Raw genomic sequence first — 13,702 nt, 5'->3', positions numbered from 1 at the left:
GCGTAGCGCTTCCCCTTGGGAATTGCGTAAAAACAAGAAGCTAGAGCGGGTCGGGCGATTCTTTCAAACGCTGAACCGCTCTAAGCCGCGTCGGCCGCGAATGGATCTTCCACTTTCGGCCAATAGGGCGTCTTGAGCTTTGTGTAGGGGATCGCGGCGAAGTTGGGCTGGGTCGCACCGGGCGGGGCGCAGAACAGGATGCGCTTGGCGATCGGTGCGAAACCAGCCTGGAAATGGTAATTGGATTTGACGATGACGATGCGCCGCTCGCTTGGATTGAGACCGAGCGCGGTCATGCAGTCGGGATGGAAGACCTGCGTGCGTACCGTGTTGATGATCAGGTCGATGCCGCCGTCGGTGGTAACCCATGCCGCATCCCCGAGCGGCCATGGCATGGTGCCGAACAGCTGCGTCAGCTCGCGACCGAGGCCTTTTACCGTAACGCGCAGATCGACAGGCATGCCCGAGAACACACCACACTTGCCGCCGACCCGCAGGTTTATGGTACCGCCGACCCCGGCCTCGACGCAGAAGCGATAGGCGATCGGGTCCCAGTACATGGCGCTGGCCACGTTCCCGATGCCGCGCTCTATCAGCCGGCGCAGGATGTAGGTGGAGTCCCCCGGCGCGCCGCCGCCGGCATTGTCCGAAACATCCGCGATGACGATCGGCCCTTGCGGCTCGGCGAGCGCGATATCGAGCGCCTCGTCGATGCCGAGGAATTTCGGGATCAGGTTGTTGCGCAATGCGAAAAGCTGCTTGCCGAACCTTTCGGCTGTGCGCTCGGCAAGCGACTTGTCATCGTTGGTGACGACCAGCATGCGGGCTCCGACATCCTCGACGTCGCCATGCGGAAAACCATGTCCGAGCGAGACTGATAGTATGCCAGGTTCGGCCTCGGCGGCGATCATGCCATCAACGAAGCCGCGCATCGGCTGCTCCTGCACGCGGAAGGTGCTGATCATGCGGCAGTCGTAAAGCGCCATCACCGGCCTGACCTTGCCCTCCACCGCGTCGACGACAATGCGGTAGAGCTCGCCGGCACGGTCCATGATGTCGGTGTGCGGATATTCCTTGTAAGCGACGATGGCGGTGGCGTTGTCGACCATCTTCTGGGTTGTGTGGCAGTGCAGATCGAGCTCTGCCCCGACCGGGATGTCGGGGCCGACGACAGCCCTGACATGCGCGAGAAGATCACCCTCGGTATCGTCATAGCCTTCCGCGACGAAAGCGCCATGCAGCGCCAGAAGCACGCAGTCGACCGGCATGGCGGCCTTGAGCTCGTCGAGGATCTCGTCGCGGAACTGCTCGTAGACATTGCGGATGGTTATGCCTCCGGGCTCGGCGCAGACGCACAGGCTTTCCACGATCTCGTGCCCGTCGGCTTCACCGCGCTGACGCCACACGAACAGCTGGCAGGACGGCTCGTTCAATGCCTTCGAGGTGGCGTCGCCCCGCGCAATGCCCATTTCCTCGAAACTGTGGTAGCCGGTCGGGATGGGCGCGAACGTGTTGGTCTCCGTGTCCATGCCCGCTATGAAAATGCGCATTCTTTCGTCCTCAACCCAATTTTCGTTTAAGAAAAATCTTTTCTCATCATCAAACTATTATATGATTTCCGCAAGCACCTGGACCATGTAAAGAGCTGCGCCAGACCGCGTTCACGCGGCATCCGGCGGGTGGCACAGAATCGGAAATTCACATGCATCTTCACCCGCTCGACGATCTGGTGCTGGACGAAACCACCAAGGCCATTCCGCCAGGCGTTGCGGTCCGTCTTCATGATGTCGGTTCGCTGGGCTGGAACGTCCTGCGCGGAGATGTGCCGCTGCCAGCAGCGGTCATCAGGGAGTCCGCGCTCGACCACAATTCGCGATGGATGCAGCGTTTCCTCGCCAAGCGCAACGCGGTCATCGCGCCGCATGTCAAGACGACGATGTGCCCTCAGATCATGCAGAGGCAATTGCGCGACGGCGCCTGGGGCGTGACCGTCGCCACGCTGCACCAGATGAAGGTTTGCCGTCGGTTCGGCATCGATCGCATCGTGCTCGCCAACCAGCTTGTCGGACGGCTGGAACTGGACGCCCTGGTCGCCGAGCTGAGCGCTTCGCCCGGCCTCGACTTCTACATGCTGATCGATAGCCTCGACGCCGTGCGCCTGGCGAGCGAGGCGGTCGGCCGCTCCGGACCGGAGTCGCGGCCGATCCAGGTGCTGGTCGAGCGCGGCTATCCGGGCGGCCGGACCGGTTGCCGCGACAACGACGCGGCGCTTGAGGTCGCGCGTGCCGCGCATGCGGCGCCGCAACTGCGGCTCTGCGGCGTCGAGGCTTTCGAGGGATTGATCAAGCCGAAGGACGGTGGCCCGGCAAAGGCGGTCGCGGATTTCGTCGACGAGATCGGCGCGCTCTACGAAGCATGCGCCGGCGAGAACCTGTTCGAGCGCGCGCCACCGATCGTGACGGCCGGCGGTTCGTCGTTCTACGACATCGTGCTCGATCGCCTCTCCGGCAGCGGCGCGCAGGTGATGACGCGCAGCGGCTGCTATGTCAGCCATGACAGCGGTGTCTATCAGGCAGAGCAGAAGCGCATCCTTGCCGCGACGGGCGAGAACGAAGGGCTGATCAACGCGCTGGAGGTCTGGACCCATGTGCAATCCTGCCCGGAACCCGGGCTGGCGATCCTGACCGCCGGCAAGCGAGACTTTGGAACCGACTCCGGACTGCCGGTACCGCTGCTTGTCTCGCGCGACGACGGTTTGCCCGAAACGCTGACGGGCTGTGCGATTTTCGCCAGCAACGACCAGCACGCCTACATGCGCGTCCCGGAGACGGTTTCGGTCAAGGTCGGGGATCGTATCGGGCTCGGCGTATCGCATCCCTGCACAACCTTCGACAAATGGCAGATTCTGTTTCTGGTCAACGACGATTATGACATCGTCGGCGCGCTGAAGACCTATTTCTGACTAACCCACCGACGCAGAACGGTCGCAGCGCGGTTGCGACGGCTCTATCGGGGCAAGTATTTGCCGGGGCGGCCCGCACGGATCGGACGGGCCGCGCCTGTTCCGCTCAATGGTCAGACGACAAACCGTATCGCGCGCTGAATGTCGAAGAAATTGTCCGCCTCGAAACGAAGCGTGCGCGGGGCGGGATGCTCCATGCCCGGATACCAGCTTCCCCTATAGGCTTCGATCGGGGTGGTATATTCCACGATGAGTTCGAACCTGTCGGCCAGCTTCGGCAGGCATTTCGACAGATCGCGCGAAAGCGAGGCCTCCACGGTCTCGCGTATGGCCTTGACCGAGCCTTGCGGCGAGAGCGAAGACGTGGCCGGCCCGAACCCCTCGCTGGTTGCAACCGTTGCGATTTCGGGCACCAGTGCCTTCGCCTCGCCGCACATGCCGGCATCGCCAGACAGAAAGACCGATGGCACGCCGTAACGGGCAGCGCAGTGCGCGTTCAGCGTATATTCGGATGCCACCTCCCCGTTGATCAGCATCCTGGACACGGTGCCGGTCAGCGTGTGTGCCAGCGGATTCGTGTCGGTGCCGGCCTTGTTGTGGTAGCCGGTATAGAGAGCGGCATCGAAGGTGTCATCGATGCCGAACATCATCGCATCCGGATGGCCGCTCCAGCCGCGCACGATGCGGACATAGGCCGGAAGCTTGGAAAGGATCAGGTTGCGCGCCGTCGAATGGGCATCCTTGACGACGATTTCGGTCGCGCCCGCCGCCTTGGCGCCTTCGCAGGCCGCGACCAGTTCGTCGGTCATGTATTCCCGGAACTCGGCATAGTCGGGATTGCCCTTGCGCGCCTCGTCCCAATTGGTGATGCCGGCCGTGCCTTCGATGTCGGCGCTGATAAAGACTTTCATGTGCTTGCCTTTCGATTTCAGAGAAAGTCGCCGCGCACGCGGCTTCAATGGCGTCCGGGCCCGTGCGGTTGACGCGGCCCGCGCGGCGGTGGCTGCCTGGGCCGCTCAGGCCGCCATTTCAGCCTGCCGGCGCTCCAGAAACATGGGCCCGACGCGAATGCCGCGGCGTCCGTTGTCGTCGACGGCGCCCAGCTCGAGAATCTCCTCCTCGTAGAGCAGCCCGTGCATGCGGAACCGGCCGGCATCCACCGGCTCGCAGCTATGGGTGCAGAAATACTCGATCAGGCATTTCAGCTGGCCATGGCTGTATGTCAGATAGGTGATGTTGAAGTCCGGCCCGTATTCGCCCAGATGCGGCGCGATCTCAGGCGGCACCTTCTCGACCGGCAGACTATCGACACGCGACCAGGTCGCCCCTTTCCAGTCTAGCTGGTTGGCCTTCGAGAAGGACAGATTCATATGCGCGTAGTCGGCGCCGCGACCGTAGATGCGTCCGTCGATGACGAAGTCATTGCCCGAGACCGGGCGGATCTGCAGCGGCACGCCCTCCCCCATCAGATAGAGCTTGCCGTCCTTGTTCTTCACCTCGACGACCTCGCCGCCCGCCTCGTGACGATAGAGGCCGGGCAGGCTTGCGAACTGGTCTTCGGTGATGGGCGGCGGGGCCTGGCCGCGAAGCGGCATGCGTCCCATGCCGCAATCTGCGAGGGCGATGCGCAAGCCGTCGCCCGCCAGCCGGGAGGCTATCTGATTGGCGAAATCAAGCGTGGCGAAGATCAGGACGCCGAAGCCGGCCCTCGGCAGGAGCATCATCTGCGACGCATAGCCATAAACCGCGCCGCCATGGCCGACGGAGGTCCACCCATCCATGTCGCCGACGCCGAAGCACAGCCCATACCCGTTGAGGTCCTTGTTGTGGCCTTCGGGGCGCTTGCCGATCGGGGTCCACATCTTGCGCAGCGATGCGGGGCTGACGATGGAATCCCCGTTGGGCGCGAAGCCGCCCCGCAGCAGGCACCGCGTATAGTTGGCCATATCGGAAGTGGTGGAGAATATGTTGCCGGCGGGCGATCCGCCCAGGTTGAACACCGGCGCGGGGCTATCCCCGTCCAACGTCCACATGTCGGCCGGCGCCAGCCTTTCGCGGATGCCGGGGGCCATGCCTGACGACGTGTCGTTCATGCCCAGCGGCATCAGAATGTTCTCGGTGATGTAGTCGGCGTAGCTCTTACGCGTCACCCGCTCGATCACCATGCCGACCACGGCGATGCCGGCATTGGAATAATGCATGATGCCGGCGCTGGGATCCTGCTTCAGCGTGGATGTGGCAAGCTCGGCGACGGTGTCGGCCAGCGGCGGCTTGTGTGAATCCAGATAGTGTCCGCTCTTGGGTTCGCGCACGATCCCGGCGGTGTGGCTCATGAGCTTGGCCAGGCTGATCTGCGAGCCGTGAGGTCCGCTTTCACGCCCGGCGAACGGATTGACCGGGTGAAAACCGGGCAGATACTCCGAGACATCGACATCAAGGTCGACCAGCCCCTTCTCCACGAGTTGCATGATGGCAACCGACGTGAAGGTCTTTGTGATCGAGCCGATGCGGAAACAGGTGTCGTCCTTCATGTCGAAATGGCGATCGTGCCGCTGTATGTGGCCGTGCGCCATGAGGCCGTCCCGGTCGATCAGGGCATAGGAGATCGACGGGATCGCCTTGTCCTCCACCTCGTGGCGGATAAGGTGTTCAAGAAGCTCGATGGCGTGGGGGGAAAGCGAAGACACGAGGATACTCCCTGATTTCAATTTGTATGGCGGGGATCGAGAATGTCGCGCAAAGCGTCGCCGACGAGGTTCCACGCCAGCACGAACAGGAAGATCGCGGCTCCCGGGAAGGCAAGCGTGTACCAGTACTGGAACGGGTTGCCGGGCTGGCCGACGATCCAGTTGCGCGCATAGGCGATGAACTGCCCCCAGTCGGCGTAGCCTTCCTCCGTGCCCACTCCGAGGAAGCTCAGGGCGGACGCGGTGAGCACCATCGAACCCGTGGCCATGGTAGCCAGAACCAGCACGGGGAAGAACGCGTTGGGCAGGATGTGGAACACGATCAGCCGGAAATCGCCGGCGCCGTAGCTTCTCGCCGCATTGACGAAATCCATCTCGCGGATCCGCAGAATTTCACTGCGCACCACACGCGCGTAACCCATCCATCCGAACGTCGTCAGCGCGATGGTTATCGGCCCGAGCCCCTTGCCGAGCAGGGCAGTCAGCACCATGGCGGCGATGAGGAAGGGAACCGCCATGAAGACGTCGACGATACGCATCAGCACTTCGTCCACTATGCCGCCGTAAAAGGCCGCGAGCGATCCGATGATCGTGCCGATCAGCACCGAGATGGCGACGACGCCGAGGCCGATCTTGAAGGCCGTGCGGGTGCCCCAGATCACGGCGTAGTAGATGTCGTACTGGCCTTCGGTGGTTCCGAAGATGGCCTCGGGCGACGGCGGTTGCGGCGTTGCCAGGAAGCCCGCTCTCGGCGTGTCGTAGACCGACATCTGGAATTCCTGCGGCGGTGCGAGCACAGGCGCGAAAATCGCGATCAGCACGAATGCCAGCAACAGCAGCACGCCAACCAGCGAGATCGGGTTACGCTTCAGATAGCCAAGGGCTCTCATCGCCTCTTCACCCTCGGATCGAGCAGCGGATAGATCAGGTCGACGGCCAGGTTCAGCACCACGAGAACGACCGCGAAGTAGAGGCCGAAGCCCAGCACCGCCGGAAAATCCAGATTGGCGGCAGTCTTGGCCGCGAACTGGCCGAGGCCGGCATAGTCGAAGATGGTTTCGGTGATGACGACGCCGCCCATCATGGCGGCCAGCTCCATTCCGGCGATCGTCGTGACCGGAAGCAACGCGTTGCGCCTGGCATGATGCAGTTCCACCACGCGCCGGGACATGCCCTTCGCGCGTGCCGTGCGGACATAGTCCTGGCGCAGCGTTTCCAGCATCGACGTGCGCATGACACGCGTCATGTTGGCAAGATTGACGTAGGTCAGGGTGATGACGGGGGCAGCGAGATGCCTGAGCGTATCCCAGAAAATGGCCAGATTGCCGTTGAGCAGCGCGTCGATCGTGTTCGCGCCGGTGTAGCGGGTGAAGCCGGGCGAGGTGACGGCGGCCTGGGCCCACTGGCTGAGGCGCCCGGGCGGGAACCAGTCAAGCGCGGAGTAGAAGATCAGCAGCATCAGCAGTCCGAAGACATAGACCGGGAACGACCAGCCCAGGATGGTGAAGATGCGGATCACATGGTCCGGCCAGCGGTTGAGATGGATGCCGGCCCGCGAACCCAGGTAGATGGCGAGCAGAAAGCCAGGAATGAACGCCAGCAGGACCAGTTCCAGCGTCGCGGGCAGCAGGGAAGCCAGCGCGTGGGCAACAGGCTGGCGCGCGGTCTCGGACCAGCCCAGATTGCCCGTCAGGATGTTGCCGATCCAGCGTCCGTATTGAATGTAGAAGGGATCGTTCAGCCCATACTGCTCAATCATCCTGCGAATGCTGTCCTGGCCGCCCTTGAGGAAGTCCGGGGACGGCGCGTACGCCGCCAGGCGCTGTGTCGGCGACAGCGACATCTGCAGCGCGAAAAGCATCAGCGACAGGGCGAAGAGAACGACGGGCAACATCAGGAGCCGCCGCAAAGCGTAGTTCAGCACATCAGCATCCGCACCATGAGGAATAGCCGTTTCACCGGGCGACGATGGCGCCCGGTGAAACCCGAAGCTCTTTAATCGGCCTTCTTGGTGACGGGATAGAAATCCCAGGCGCCGTAGAGGATCATGTTGTGCACGTAGCCGTCGATGTTGCTGCGGGTGACGATGTACCCGAAGTCCTCCCAGAGGAACTGCGTGGTGGCATAGTCGTAGGACATGTCCTGCAGCTTGGCATAGATCGGCTCGCGCACGGCGGGATCGCTCGAGGCCCAGGCCTGGTCGAGAAGCGGCTTGAACTTCTCCGCCATCAGGTCGCGGTAGCCCTGGCCGAGCATGCCGCCGACAAGACCGGTCGGGGACAGATAGTAGGTCGCGGCACCCAGCGGACCACCCGGGTCGGAATAGTCCGGTCCCCAGCCCATGTAGGTGAGCGGCGAGGCAGGCTTTTCACGGTTGTTGAGCTTGTCCGAGATCGAGGCCCAGGGCAGCGACTGGATCTTCATCTTGAACTTCGGATTGATCCGCTGCAGTCCCTGCTGGAGCGCGGAAAGTGCCGCCGTGCCTTGCGGCGTTCCTTCCTGCACATAGGCCGTGAAGGTGAAGCCGGTATCCCACAGCTTGCCGCCGAAGGCCTTCTTGAAGTGCTCCGCGGCCTTTTTCGGATCGTAACTGTAGATCGGCGAGTCGGCGCGGTAGCCCATGATGCCGCGCACGGTCGGGCCGCGCGCCTGCACGGTCTTGCCGAGCAGGGCCTGCTTTATCAGCGCATCGTAATTTTGGGCGTAGTTGAAGCCCTGGCGGACATCGATGTCGGAGAAGAAGTCCGGCGGGATGCCGTTGCCGTCCAGCTTGCCGCTGCCGATGGCGGGGTTGTCGGCATCATCCAGCGGCCACGCGAAATAGAGGCCACGGCTGAACACCTTGGGCAGGCCGTCGATGACCTTGACACCATCAGTCTTGGCGAGCTCGTCCAGGAACTCGACGGGCGTCGTCACGAAGTCGGCATCGCCGGACAGCAACTGCAGCCGACGCGTGGTCCATTCCGGAACCGTGCGCATGACCACGCGCTCGAGCGAGGCCTTGCCCATGAAGTAATTGTCGAAACGCTTCAGCGTGATGCGGCGATCGGTGCGATCCCATTCATCGAGCATGAACGGACCGGTCCCGTTCTCCTGGGCGAACAGCGGATCGTCGCCGAGTTCGGGACGGTAGTACTTCTTCCAGTTGTCCCCGTTGCCATCCCACCCGCCGACCGAGCCGACCCATTCCTTGTCGACGATCGAAGCACCGAACGGCAGCGCCAGAACGCCAAGCGTGGCGGGGAAGGATTTTGGCAGCTTCAGCGTGACATTGTCGCCCTCGACGGTGATCTGCGACGCGAGTTCGTCATAGACCTTGCGTAGCGCTTCGGGGCTGGCATCCTTGATGTCCGATACCTTGCCTTCGGTTTCGACCCATTTGGCGACGTCGGTGTATTTGCTCGCCGTCACCACCTCGGTGATGGCGTTGGACATCCATGACTGGCCCATCAGGATGGCGCGCAGCAGCGAGTAACGCACGTCTTCGGCCGTGATCTCGCCATAGCCGGGCTCGATCTTGGCCTTCTGCTCGTCAGTCAGCCCGTCATAGTACTGCCAGGTGATCTTGCCGTCGTCGCCCTTGACGCCGACCTTGTGGGCGTGGACGCCCTTCCGGATCGGGAAGGTGTAGCTGACCGAACCGTCCGCGTTCTGCTTGATCAGGCCGTTTTCGAGGCTCGGCACTTGCGACGACAATGAAGGCACGAATTCGGAAATCTGGGAGCCGTTGTAGTTCAACAGGCGGCTGTAGACGTTGAGCACGCCGTAGGAGCTCGGCGTGTTTGCAATGTAGGCCGGATCGAACGACTGAACATCGTCAGTCCAAAGAAACACAAACGTTCCGGGATTCTTGGTTTCTGCAACGGCGGACGACGCAAAAGCGCCTATGCCCATGCAGAAGGCTAATGCCAAGGCACGTTTCATTTTCATGAATATGTTCCCACAATTGACTCGAGGTCTTTTTATCGTTGCGTGCGAAAGCTAGGAGCAGGCTTGCGCCACTGTCCAATGCGTAGATAGGATCGGTTATGCGAATAATGCATGAGGTCGACTGTGGAGCTGGCGTGGTTTGAAGACTTCCTCGAGATCGCAGCGACGCGGAATTTCTCGACCGCCGCGGCGTCCCGAAATATCTCGCAGCCGGCCTTCAGCCGGCGCATCAAGGCGCTGGAGGCTTGGGTCGGCGCCGAACTTATCGACCGCAGCACATATCCGGTGCACCTCACCAGCGCGGGCGCCATTTTCGTTCCGCGCTGCCAGGAAATGCTTCGCGACATGTACCGCCTGCGCACGGACTGCCGCAACGCCGCCGGCGCCAGCTCACGGCTTCTCACTTTCGCCGCGCTTCATACGCTGGCTATCTATTTTTTTCCCAAGTGGATCAGCCATCCCGAAATGCCAAATGCGCCGGTCCGCAGCAGCATGCACACGGGCGACTTCCTGGAATGCGTTGAGCACCTGTCGTCCGGCAAATGCGACTTCGCCATCACCTACGATCACCCTGACGGTCCGCCGGTCCTCGAGGGCGGACCCTTCGAATCGCTTCAAATCGGCAGGGATCGCCTCGTTCTGGTGTCTGGTGTCGACCAGACGGGAGCGCCGCTCTTCGATGTCGATGTGCCGGAAGGCACCAGGATTCCCTACCTCGCCTATTCCTGGAGCGACGGCTATCTCGGCAAGCTGATCTCGCTCATCCAGTCGCGCTGGCGGCGTCCTCTCAATCTCAGCATCGTCTACCAGTCCTCGCTTGCCGAAGGCCTGAAGCAGATGGCGATCGCCGGGCAAGGCGTGGTCTGGCTGCCGCAGATCTGCGTTCACAAATCGATCGCCCAGGGCGAACTCATCCAGATTGGCGGACAACAGCTGTCCCTGGAGATCGAGATCAGGATTTTCCGCCGTGTGGGCTCGCGCAGCCGGGACGGCGAAGCGCTGTGGAAATATCTCTCGCGAACCGCCGAGCAGGCGCGCGGACGCACCCTGGTTGATCCGACACTGACCATGCGCTGAGCGGCTCTAGGGTCCATTGGCGAGTTAATGCGAAATCCGACAGAGCGATGCAGAGATTGCATAACTTCGGGTGGAGCGCCGGGAAGCCTGACAATCGCAGGGCCGATGCCGTCTGGCGAGGCATTCCGGGCCATTCCAAGGCATGGCTTCCAGGCGACCGGGTGATGGGCCCTATTGACAGCCCACATGCTCGCTGCGTTCGATACCGAGTGTCGCGACCATTGCGCCTGGAGTGCCTTTTTGACCGTCAAGTCCGCCGCCACAGCGAGCCTTCCCGACGATGTGATCCTCTCGGTCGAGGACCTTGAAGTCTGCTTCGGGGCAAGGGGGACAAAGGTGGTGCCGGCTGTTCAGGGCGTATCGTTCCAGATCAAGCGTGGCGAGACGGTGGCATTGGTGGGCGAGTCAGGTTCGGGCAAATCGGTCACCGCCATGACCGTAATGCGCCTGACCGAATATGATGGCGCCAGGATCACGGGCGGCCGCATCCTGATGAGGCTCAAGGACGGCGGCGTAGCCGACCTGACAAGGCTTTCCGAAAAGCGCATGGAGGGGCTCCGCGGCTTTGAGTTCTCGATCGTGTTCCAGGACCCGATGTCGAGCCTCAATCCGGTGTTCACCGTCGGCGACCAGATTGCGGAGGTGATCACGAGACACCAGGGCAAGTCGCCGCGCGAGGCGCGCGACATCGCGCTGAACGTGCTCAAGCTCGTGCGCGTGCCCGACGCCGCCCTCAGGCTCGACCAATATCCGCACCAGTTGTCCGGCGGCATGCGCCAGCGCGTCATGATCGCCATTGCACTGGCGTGCCGCCCCTCCTTGATGATCCTCGATGAGCCGACCACCGCGCTCGATGTCACCATCCAGGCGCAAATTCTGGATCTTGTCCGCGCACTGCAGCGCGAGATCGGCATGTCTGTTCTTTTCATCACCCATGACATGGGCGTGGTCGCGGAAATCGCCGATCGCGTCTGTGTCATGCTGAAGGGCGAGATCGTCGAATCGGGCTCGGTGAACCAGATTCTCGTGGATCCCCGACACCGCTACACACGCGCGCTGATCTCGGCGGTGCCAAGGCTGGGCAGCATGGCCGACAAGGATGGGCCCGAGAAATTCCCGCTCGTCATATACAATGCCGAAGTCTCGCAGCCGGAGGTTTCGGCATGAGCGTCGCACCGCACGCAACGGACAGAAAGCCGCTGGTCGAGGTCCGCGAGCTTGTTACGCGTTTCGACCTGCGGGGCGGTATCTTCGGCGGCATAGCCGGCCGGGTTCATGCGGTGGAGGGCGTTTCCTTCGATATTTTCCCCGGTGAGACCCTGGCGTTGGTGGGCGAATCGGGCTGCGGCAAGTCGACCGTGGCGCGCAGCATCATGCAGTTGGACAAGCCCTTGTCCGGCGCCATTCGCTACGACGGCAAGCAGATGATCGGCGCGGGGCGGGCAACCCTTGCGAGCTTCCGGCGCGAGGTGCAGATGGTCTTCCAGGACCCGTTCTCCTCGCTCAATCCGCGGATGACGATCGGGCAGGCCCTGACCGACCCGATGCGCGTCCACCGCATAGCGCGCGGCGGTGAGCTGCGGAATCGGGCGGCGGCCCTGCTGGCAAAAGTGCATCTGCCGCCGGAACATCTCGAACGCTACCCTCATGCCTTCTCGGGCGGTCAACGGCAGCGCATCTGCATCGCCAGGGCTTTGGCGCTCGATCCCCGCCTCCTCATCGCCGATGAAGCGGTCGCCTCGCTCGACGTCACGATCCAGGCTCAGGTCATCAACCTGTTGATGGACCTGCAGCGCGAGATGGGCATCGCCATCCTGTTCATCAGCCATGACATGGCCGTGGTCGAGCGCATCGCGCATCGCGTTGCCGTCATGTACCTGGGCGAGATCGTCGAGATCGGCGACCGCCGATCGGTCTTCGGCAATCCTCAACACCCTTATACGCGCAAACTGCTTTCGGCGGTTCCCGTCGCCGATCCGGCGCGACGACCGGTTGGACGCGAACCGATGTCGGATGAGATTCCCAGCGCGGTACGCGGCGTTGATTTTGTTCCGGTCCGTCTACCCATGAATGCCGTTTCGCCGACCCATTTCGTGCGCGAGACGGCCTGATCGGACCGCTGTTGACGGTGCTTGGCGCAAAAAGCCGGCAGCCTTGGGGCCGGTATATGTATCCGGAATGTTGATTTTACTGAGGTTTTCGTGAGCCAAAATCGGAAATCTTTCCGTGCCGCTCCGTATGGTTCCGAGACAGCCTAAAAGTGGCAGGCATAGGCGGACCGCGAAACTGGAATGATGCCCAGCCGATTGTTTCCAGAACATCCAAGCCGTTGATCCAGCTGCATTTTTTGTTTATGGCGCAACGCCAGCCGCCCACCTCGCGCCCAAGTTCGCATAGACGCGCGGATCACGGACCCGGTCATCGAAGGCAGCCGGCGCCGGGTCATCGAACTGCCAGCCCAAGAGAGAATTGGAGGCCAGGGCGATCCACAAGCAACTGGTCTTGCACACGCCCTCCCGCGGGCGCTGCGTTGTGAGCGACGGCATCCACTCGATTCTTGCTGAAATTCCAGCTAGCCTAGGCGACAAATGGCTCAGTTCAGGTCGATGAATGACAATCAGACCGCCCGTCAAGAGATTGATGGGCAGCACCTTTGGTCCCAAGACCGAGAGCAATGGGGCGAAATGAGTTCTACAACAAAATGGGCCGTGCGACTTCCGGCGACCGATCAATTGGCTATATGGGCAGGATAATTCGCCTTCACCGCTCCGAAATCAATGGAGTTCGGAGACACCGGAACTTTTTGGAATCAAGAGGGATGATTTCTGCCGATCTTTTGGATACCACGTTCCCCTTCGATCCAGACACCAACAGGGCGTCTCGGCCCGCTCCCGCCGAGGCGATATTCGTCATCCAACAAGTTTCGGACTCAGGCAATCAGAAAGCCTGCCTGACAGGCACACCACGGAAGCAATACAGATCGAAAATGGCGGCCTCATTTTTCAGAACCAGGATGCTTTCGAAGCCGGCGCGCCGCTCACGGTCC

General features: G+C 62.1%; 10 protein-coding genes. 4 read left to right on the top strand and 6 right to left on the bottom strand.

Features of this window, described 5'->3' with window-relative positions; all coding sequences use genetic code 11:
- Positions 1-80: 80 nt before the first annotated feature.
- Entirely contained in the window at positions 81-1,550 is a 1,470-nt protein-coding gene (locus tag EN808_RS16615; RefSeq protein WP_135916402.1) for a M81 family metallopeptidase, read from the bottom strand.
- A 152-nt stretch (positions 1,551-1,702) separates the two neighbouring features.
- Between EN808_RS16615 and EN808_RS16610 the strand changes: the two genes are divergently transcribed.
- Entirely contained in the window at positions 1,703-2,962 is a 1,260-nt protein-coding gene (locus EN808_RS16610) for an amino acid deaminase (protein WP_135916401.1), read from the top strand.
- A 113-nt stretch (positions 2,963-3,075) separates the two neighbouring features.
- Here EN808_RS16610 and EN808_RS16605 read toward each other — a convergent pair whose 3' ends face one another.
- From EN808_RS16605 to EN808_RS16585, 5 genes are all read right to left on the bottom strand, one after another.
- A complete protein-coding gene (locus EN808_RS16605; RefSeq protein ID WP_135916400.1) occupies positions 3,076-3,873 on the bottom strand; it encodes a M55 family metallopeptidase in 798 nt (265 codons plus the stop codon).
- A 105-nt stretch (positions 3,874-3,978) separates the two neighbouring features.
- On the bottom strand, positions 3,979-5,649 hold the full coding sequence (locus tag EN808_RS16600) for a serine hydrolase domain-containing protein (RefSeq protein ID WP_135916399.1): 1,671 nt from the start codon (positions 5,647-5,649) through the stop codon (positions 3,979-3,981).
- A gap of 17 nt (positions 5,650-5,666) precedes the next feature.
- The gene (locus EN808_RS16595; protein WP_135916398.1) at positions 5,667-6,539 is read right to left on the bottom strand and encodes an ABC transporter permease; all 873 of its coding nucleotides are present in this window, start codon (positions 6,537-6,539) and stop codon (positions 5,667-5,669) included.
- Complete coding sequence (locus tag EN808_RS16590; RefSeq protein WP_245511725.1) at positions 6,536-7,543, bottom strand: ABC transporter permease; 1,008 nt, start codon at positions 7,541-7,543, stop codon at positions 6,536-6,538. The genes EN808_RS16595 and EN808_RS16590 overlap by 4 nt, the downstream gene beginning before the upstream one ends.
- A gap of 101 nt (positions 7,544-7,644) precedes the next feature.
- Positions 7,645-9,483 carry an ABC transporter substrate-binding protein gene (locus tag EN808_RS16585; protein ID WP_245464374.1) on the bottom strand — a complete coding sequence of 613 codons (1,839 nt, stop codon included), beginning with the start codon at positions 9,481-9,483 and terminating at the stop codon, positions 7,645-7,647.
- A 207-nt stretch (positions 9,484-9,690) separates the two neighbouring features.
- Here EN808_RS16585 and EN808_RS16580 point away from each other — a divergent pair, with 207 nt between their 5' ends.
- The 3 genes from EN808_RS16580 (at position 9,691) to EN808_RS16570 (ending at position 12,767) form a co-directional block, all read left to right on the top strand.
- On the top strand, positions 9,691-10,656 hold the full coding sequence (locus EN808_RS16580; RefSeq protein ID WP_245464375.1) for a LysR substrate-binding domain-containing protein: 966 nt from the start codon (positions 9,691-9,693) through the stop codon (positions 10,654-10,656).
- 240 nt (positions 10,657-10,896) lie between these two features.
- Positions 10,897-11,823, top strand: coding sequence for an ABC transporter ATP-binding protein (locus tag EN808_RS16575; RefSeq protein ID WP_245464376.1), 927 nt, complete (start codon positions 10,897-10,899; stop codon positions 11,821-11,823).
- Entirely contained in the window at positions 11,820-12,767 is a 948-nt protein-coding gene (locus EN808_RS16570) for an ATP-binding cassette domain-containing protein (RefSeq protein WP_135916397.1), read from the top strand. The genes EN808_RS16575 and EN808_RS16570 overlap by 4 nt, the downstream gene beginning before the upstream one ends.
- Positions 12,768-13,702: the final 935 nt, after the last annotated feature.

Source organism: Mesorhizobium sp. M8A.F.Ca.ET.165.01.1.1 (assembly GCF_004792065.1).
Lineage (GTDB): Bacteria > Pseudomonadota > Alphaproteobacteria > Rhizobiales > Rhizobiaceae > Mesorhizobium.
This window is presented reverse-complemented; position numbering and strand designations above follow the sequence as displayed.

Bases quoted from the DNA above. Each gene is read 5' to 3' on its own strand.
- EN808_RS16580 (WP_245464375.1), top strand. From the start codon at position 9,691: ATGAGGTCGACTGTGGAGCTGGCGTGGTTTGAAGACTTCCTCGAGATC.
- EN808_RS16590 (WP_245511725.1), bottom strand. From the start codon at position 7,543: ATGTTGCCCGTCGTTCTCTTCGCCCTGTCGCTGATGCTTTTCGCGCTG.
- EN808_RS16615 (WP_135916402.1), bottom strand. From the start codon at position 1,550: ATGCGCATTTTCATAGCGGGCATGGACACGGAGACCAACACGTTCGCG.
- EN808_RS16605 (WP_135916400.1), bottom strand. From the start codon at position 3,873: ATGAAAGTCTTTATCAGCGCCGACATCGAAGGCACGGCCGGCATCACC.
- EN808_RS16595 (WP_135916398.1), bottom strand. From the start codon at position 6,539: ATGAGAGCCCTTGGCTATCTGAAGCGTAACCCGATCTCGCTGGTTGGC.
- EN808_RS16610 (WP_135916401.1), top strand. From the start codon at position 1,703: ATGCATCTTCACCCGCTCGACGATCTGGTGCTGGACGAAACCACCAAG.
- EN808_RS16570 (WP_135916397.1), top strand. From the start codon at position 11,820: ATGAGCGTCGCACCGCACGCAACGGACAGAAAGCCGCTGGTCGAGGTC.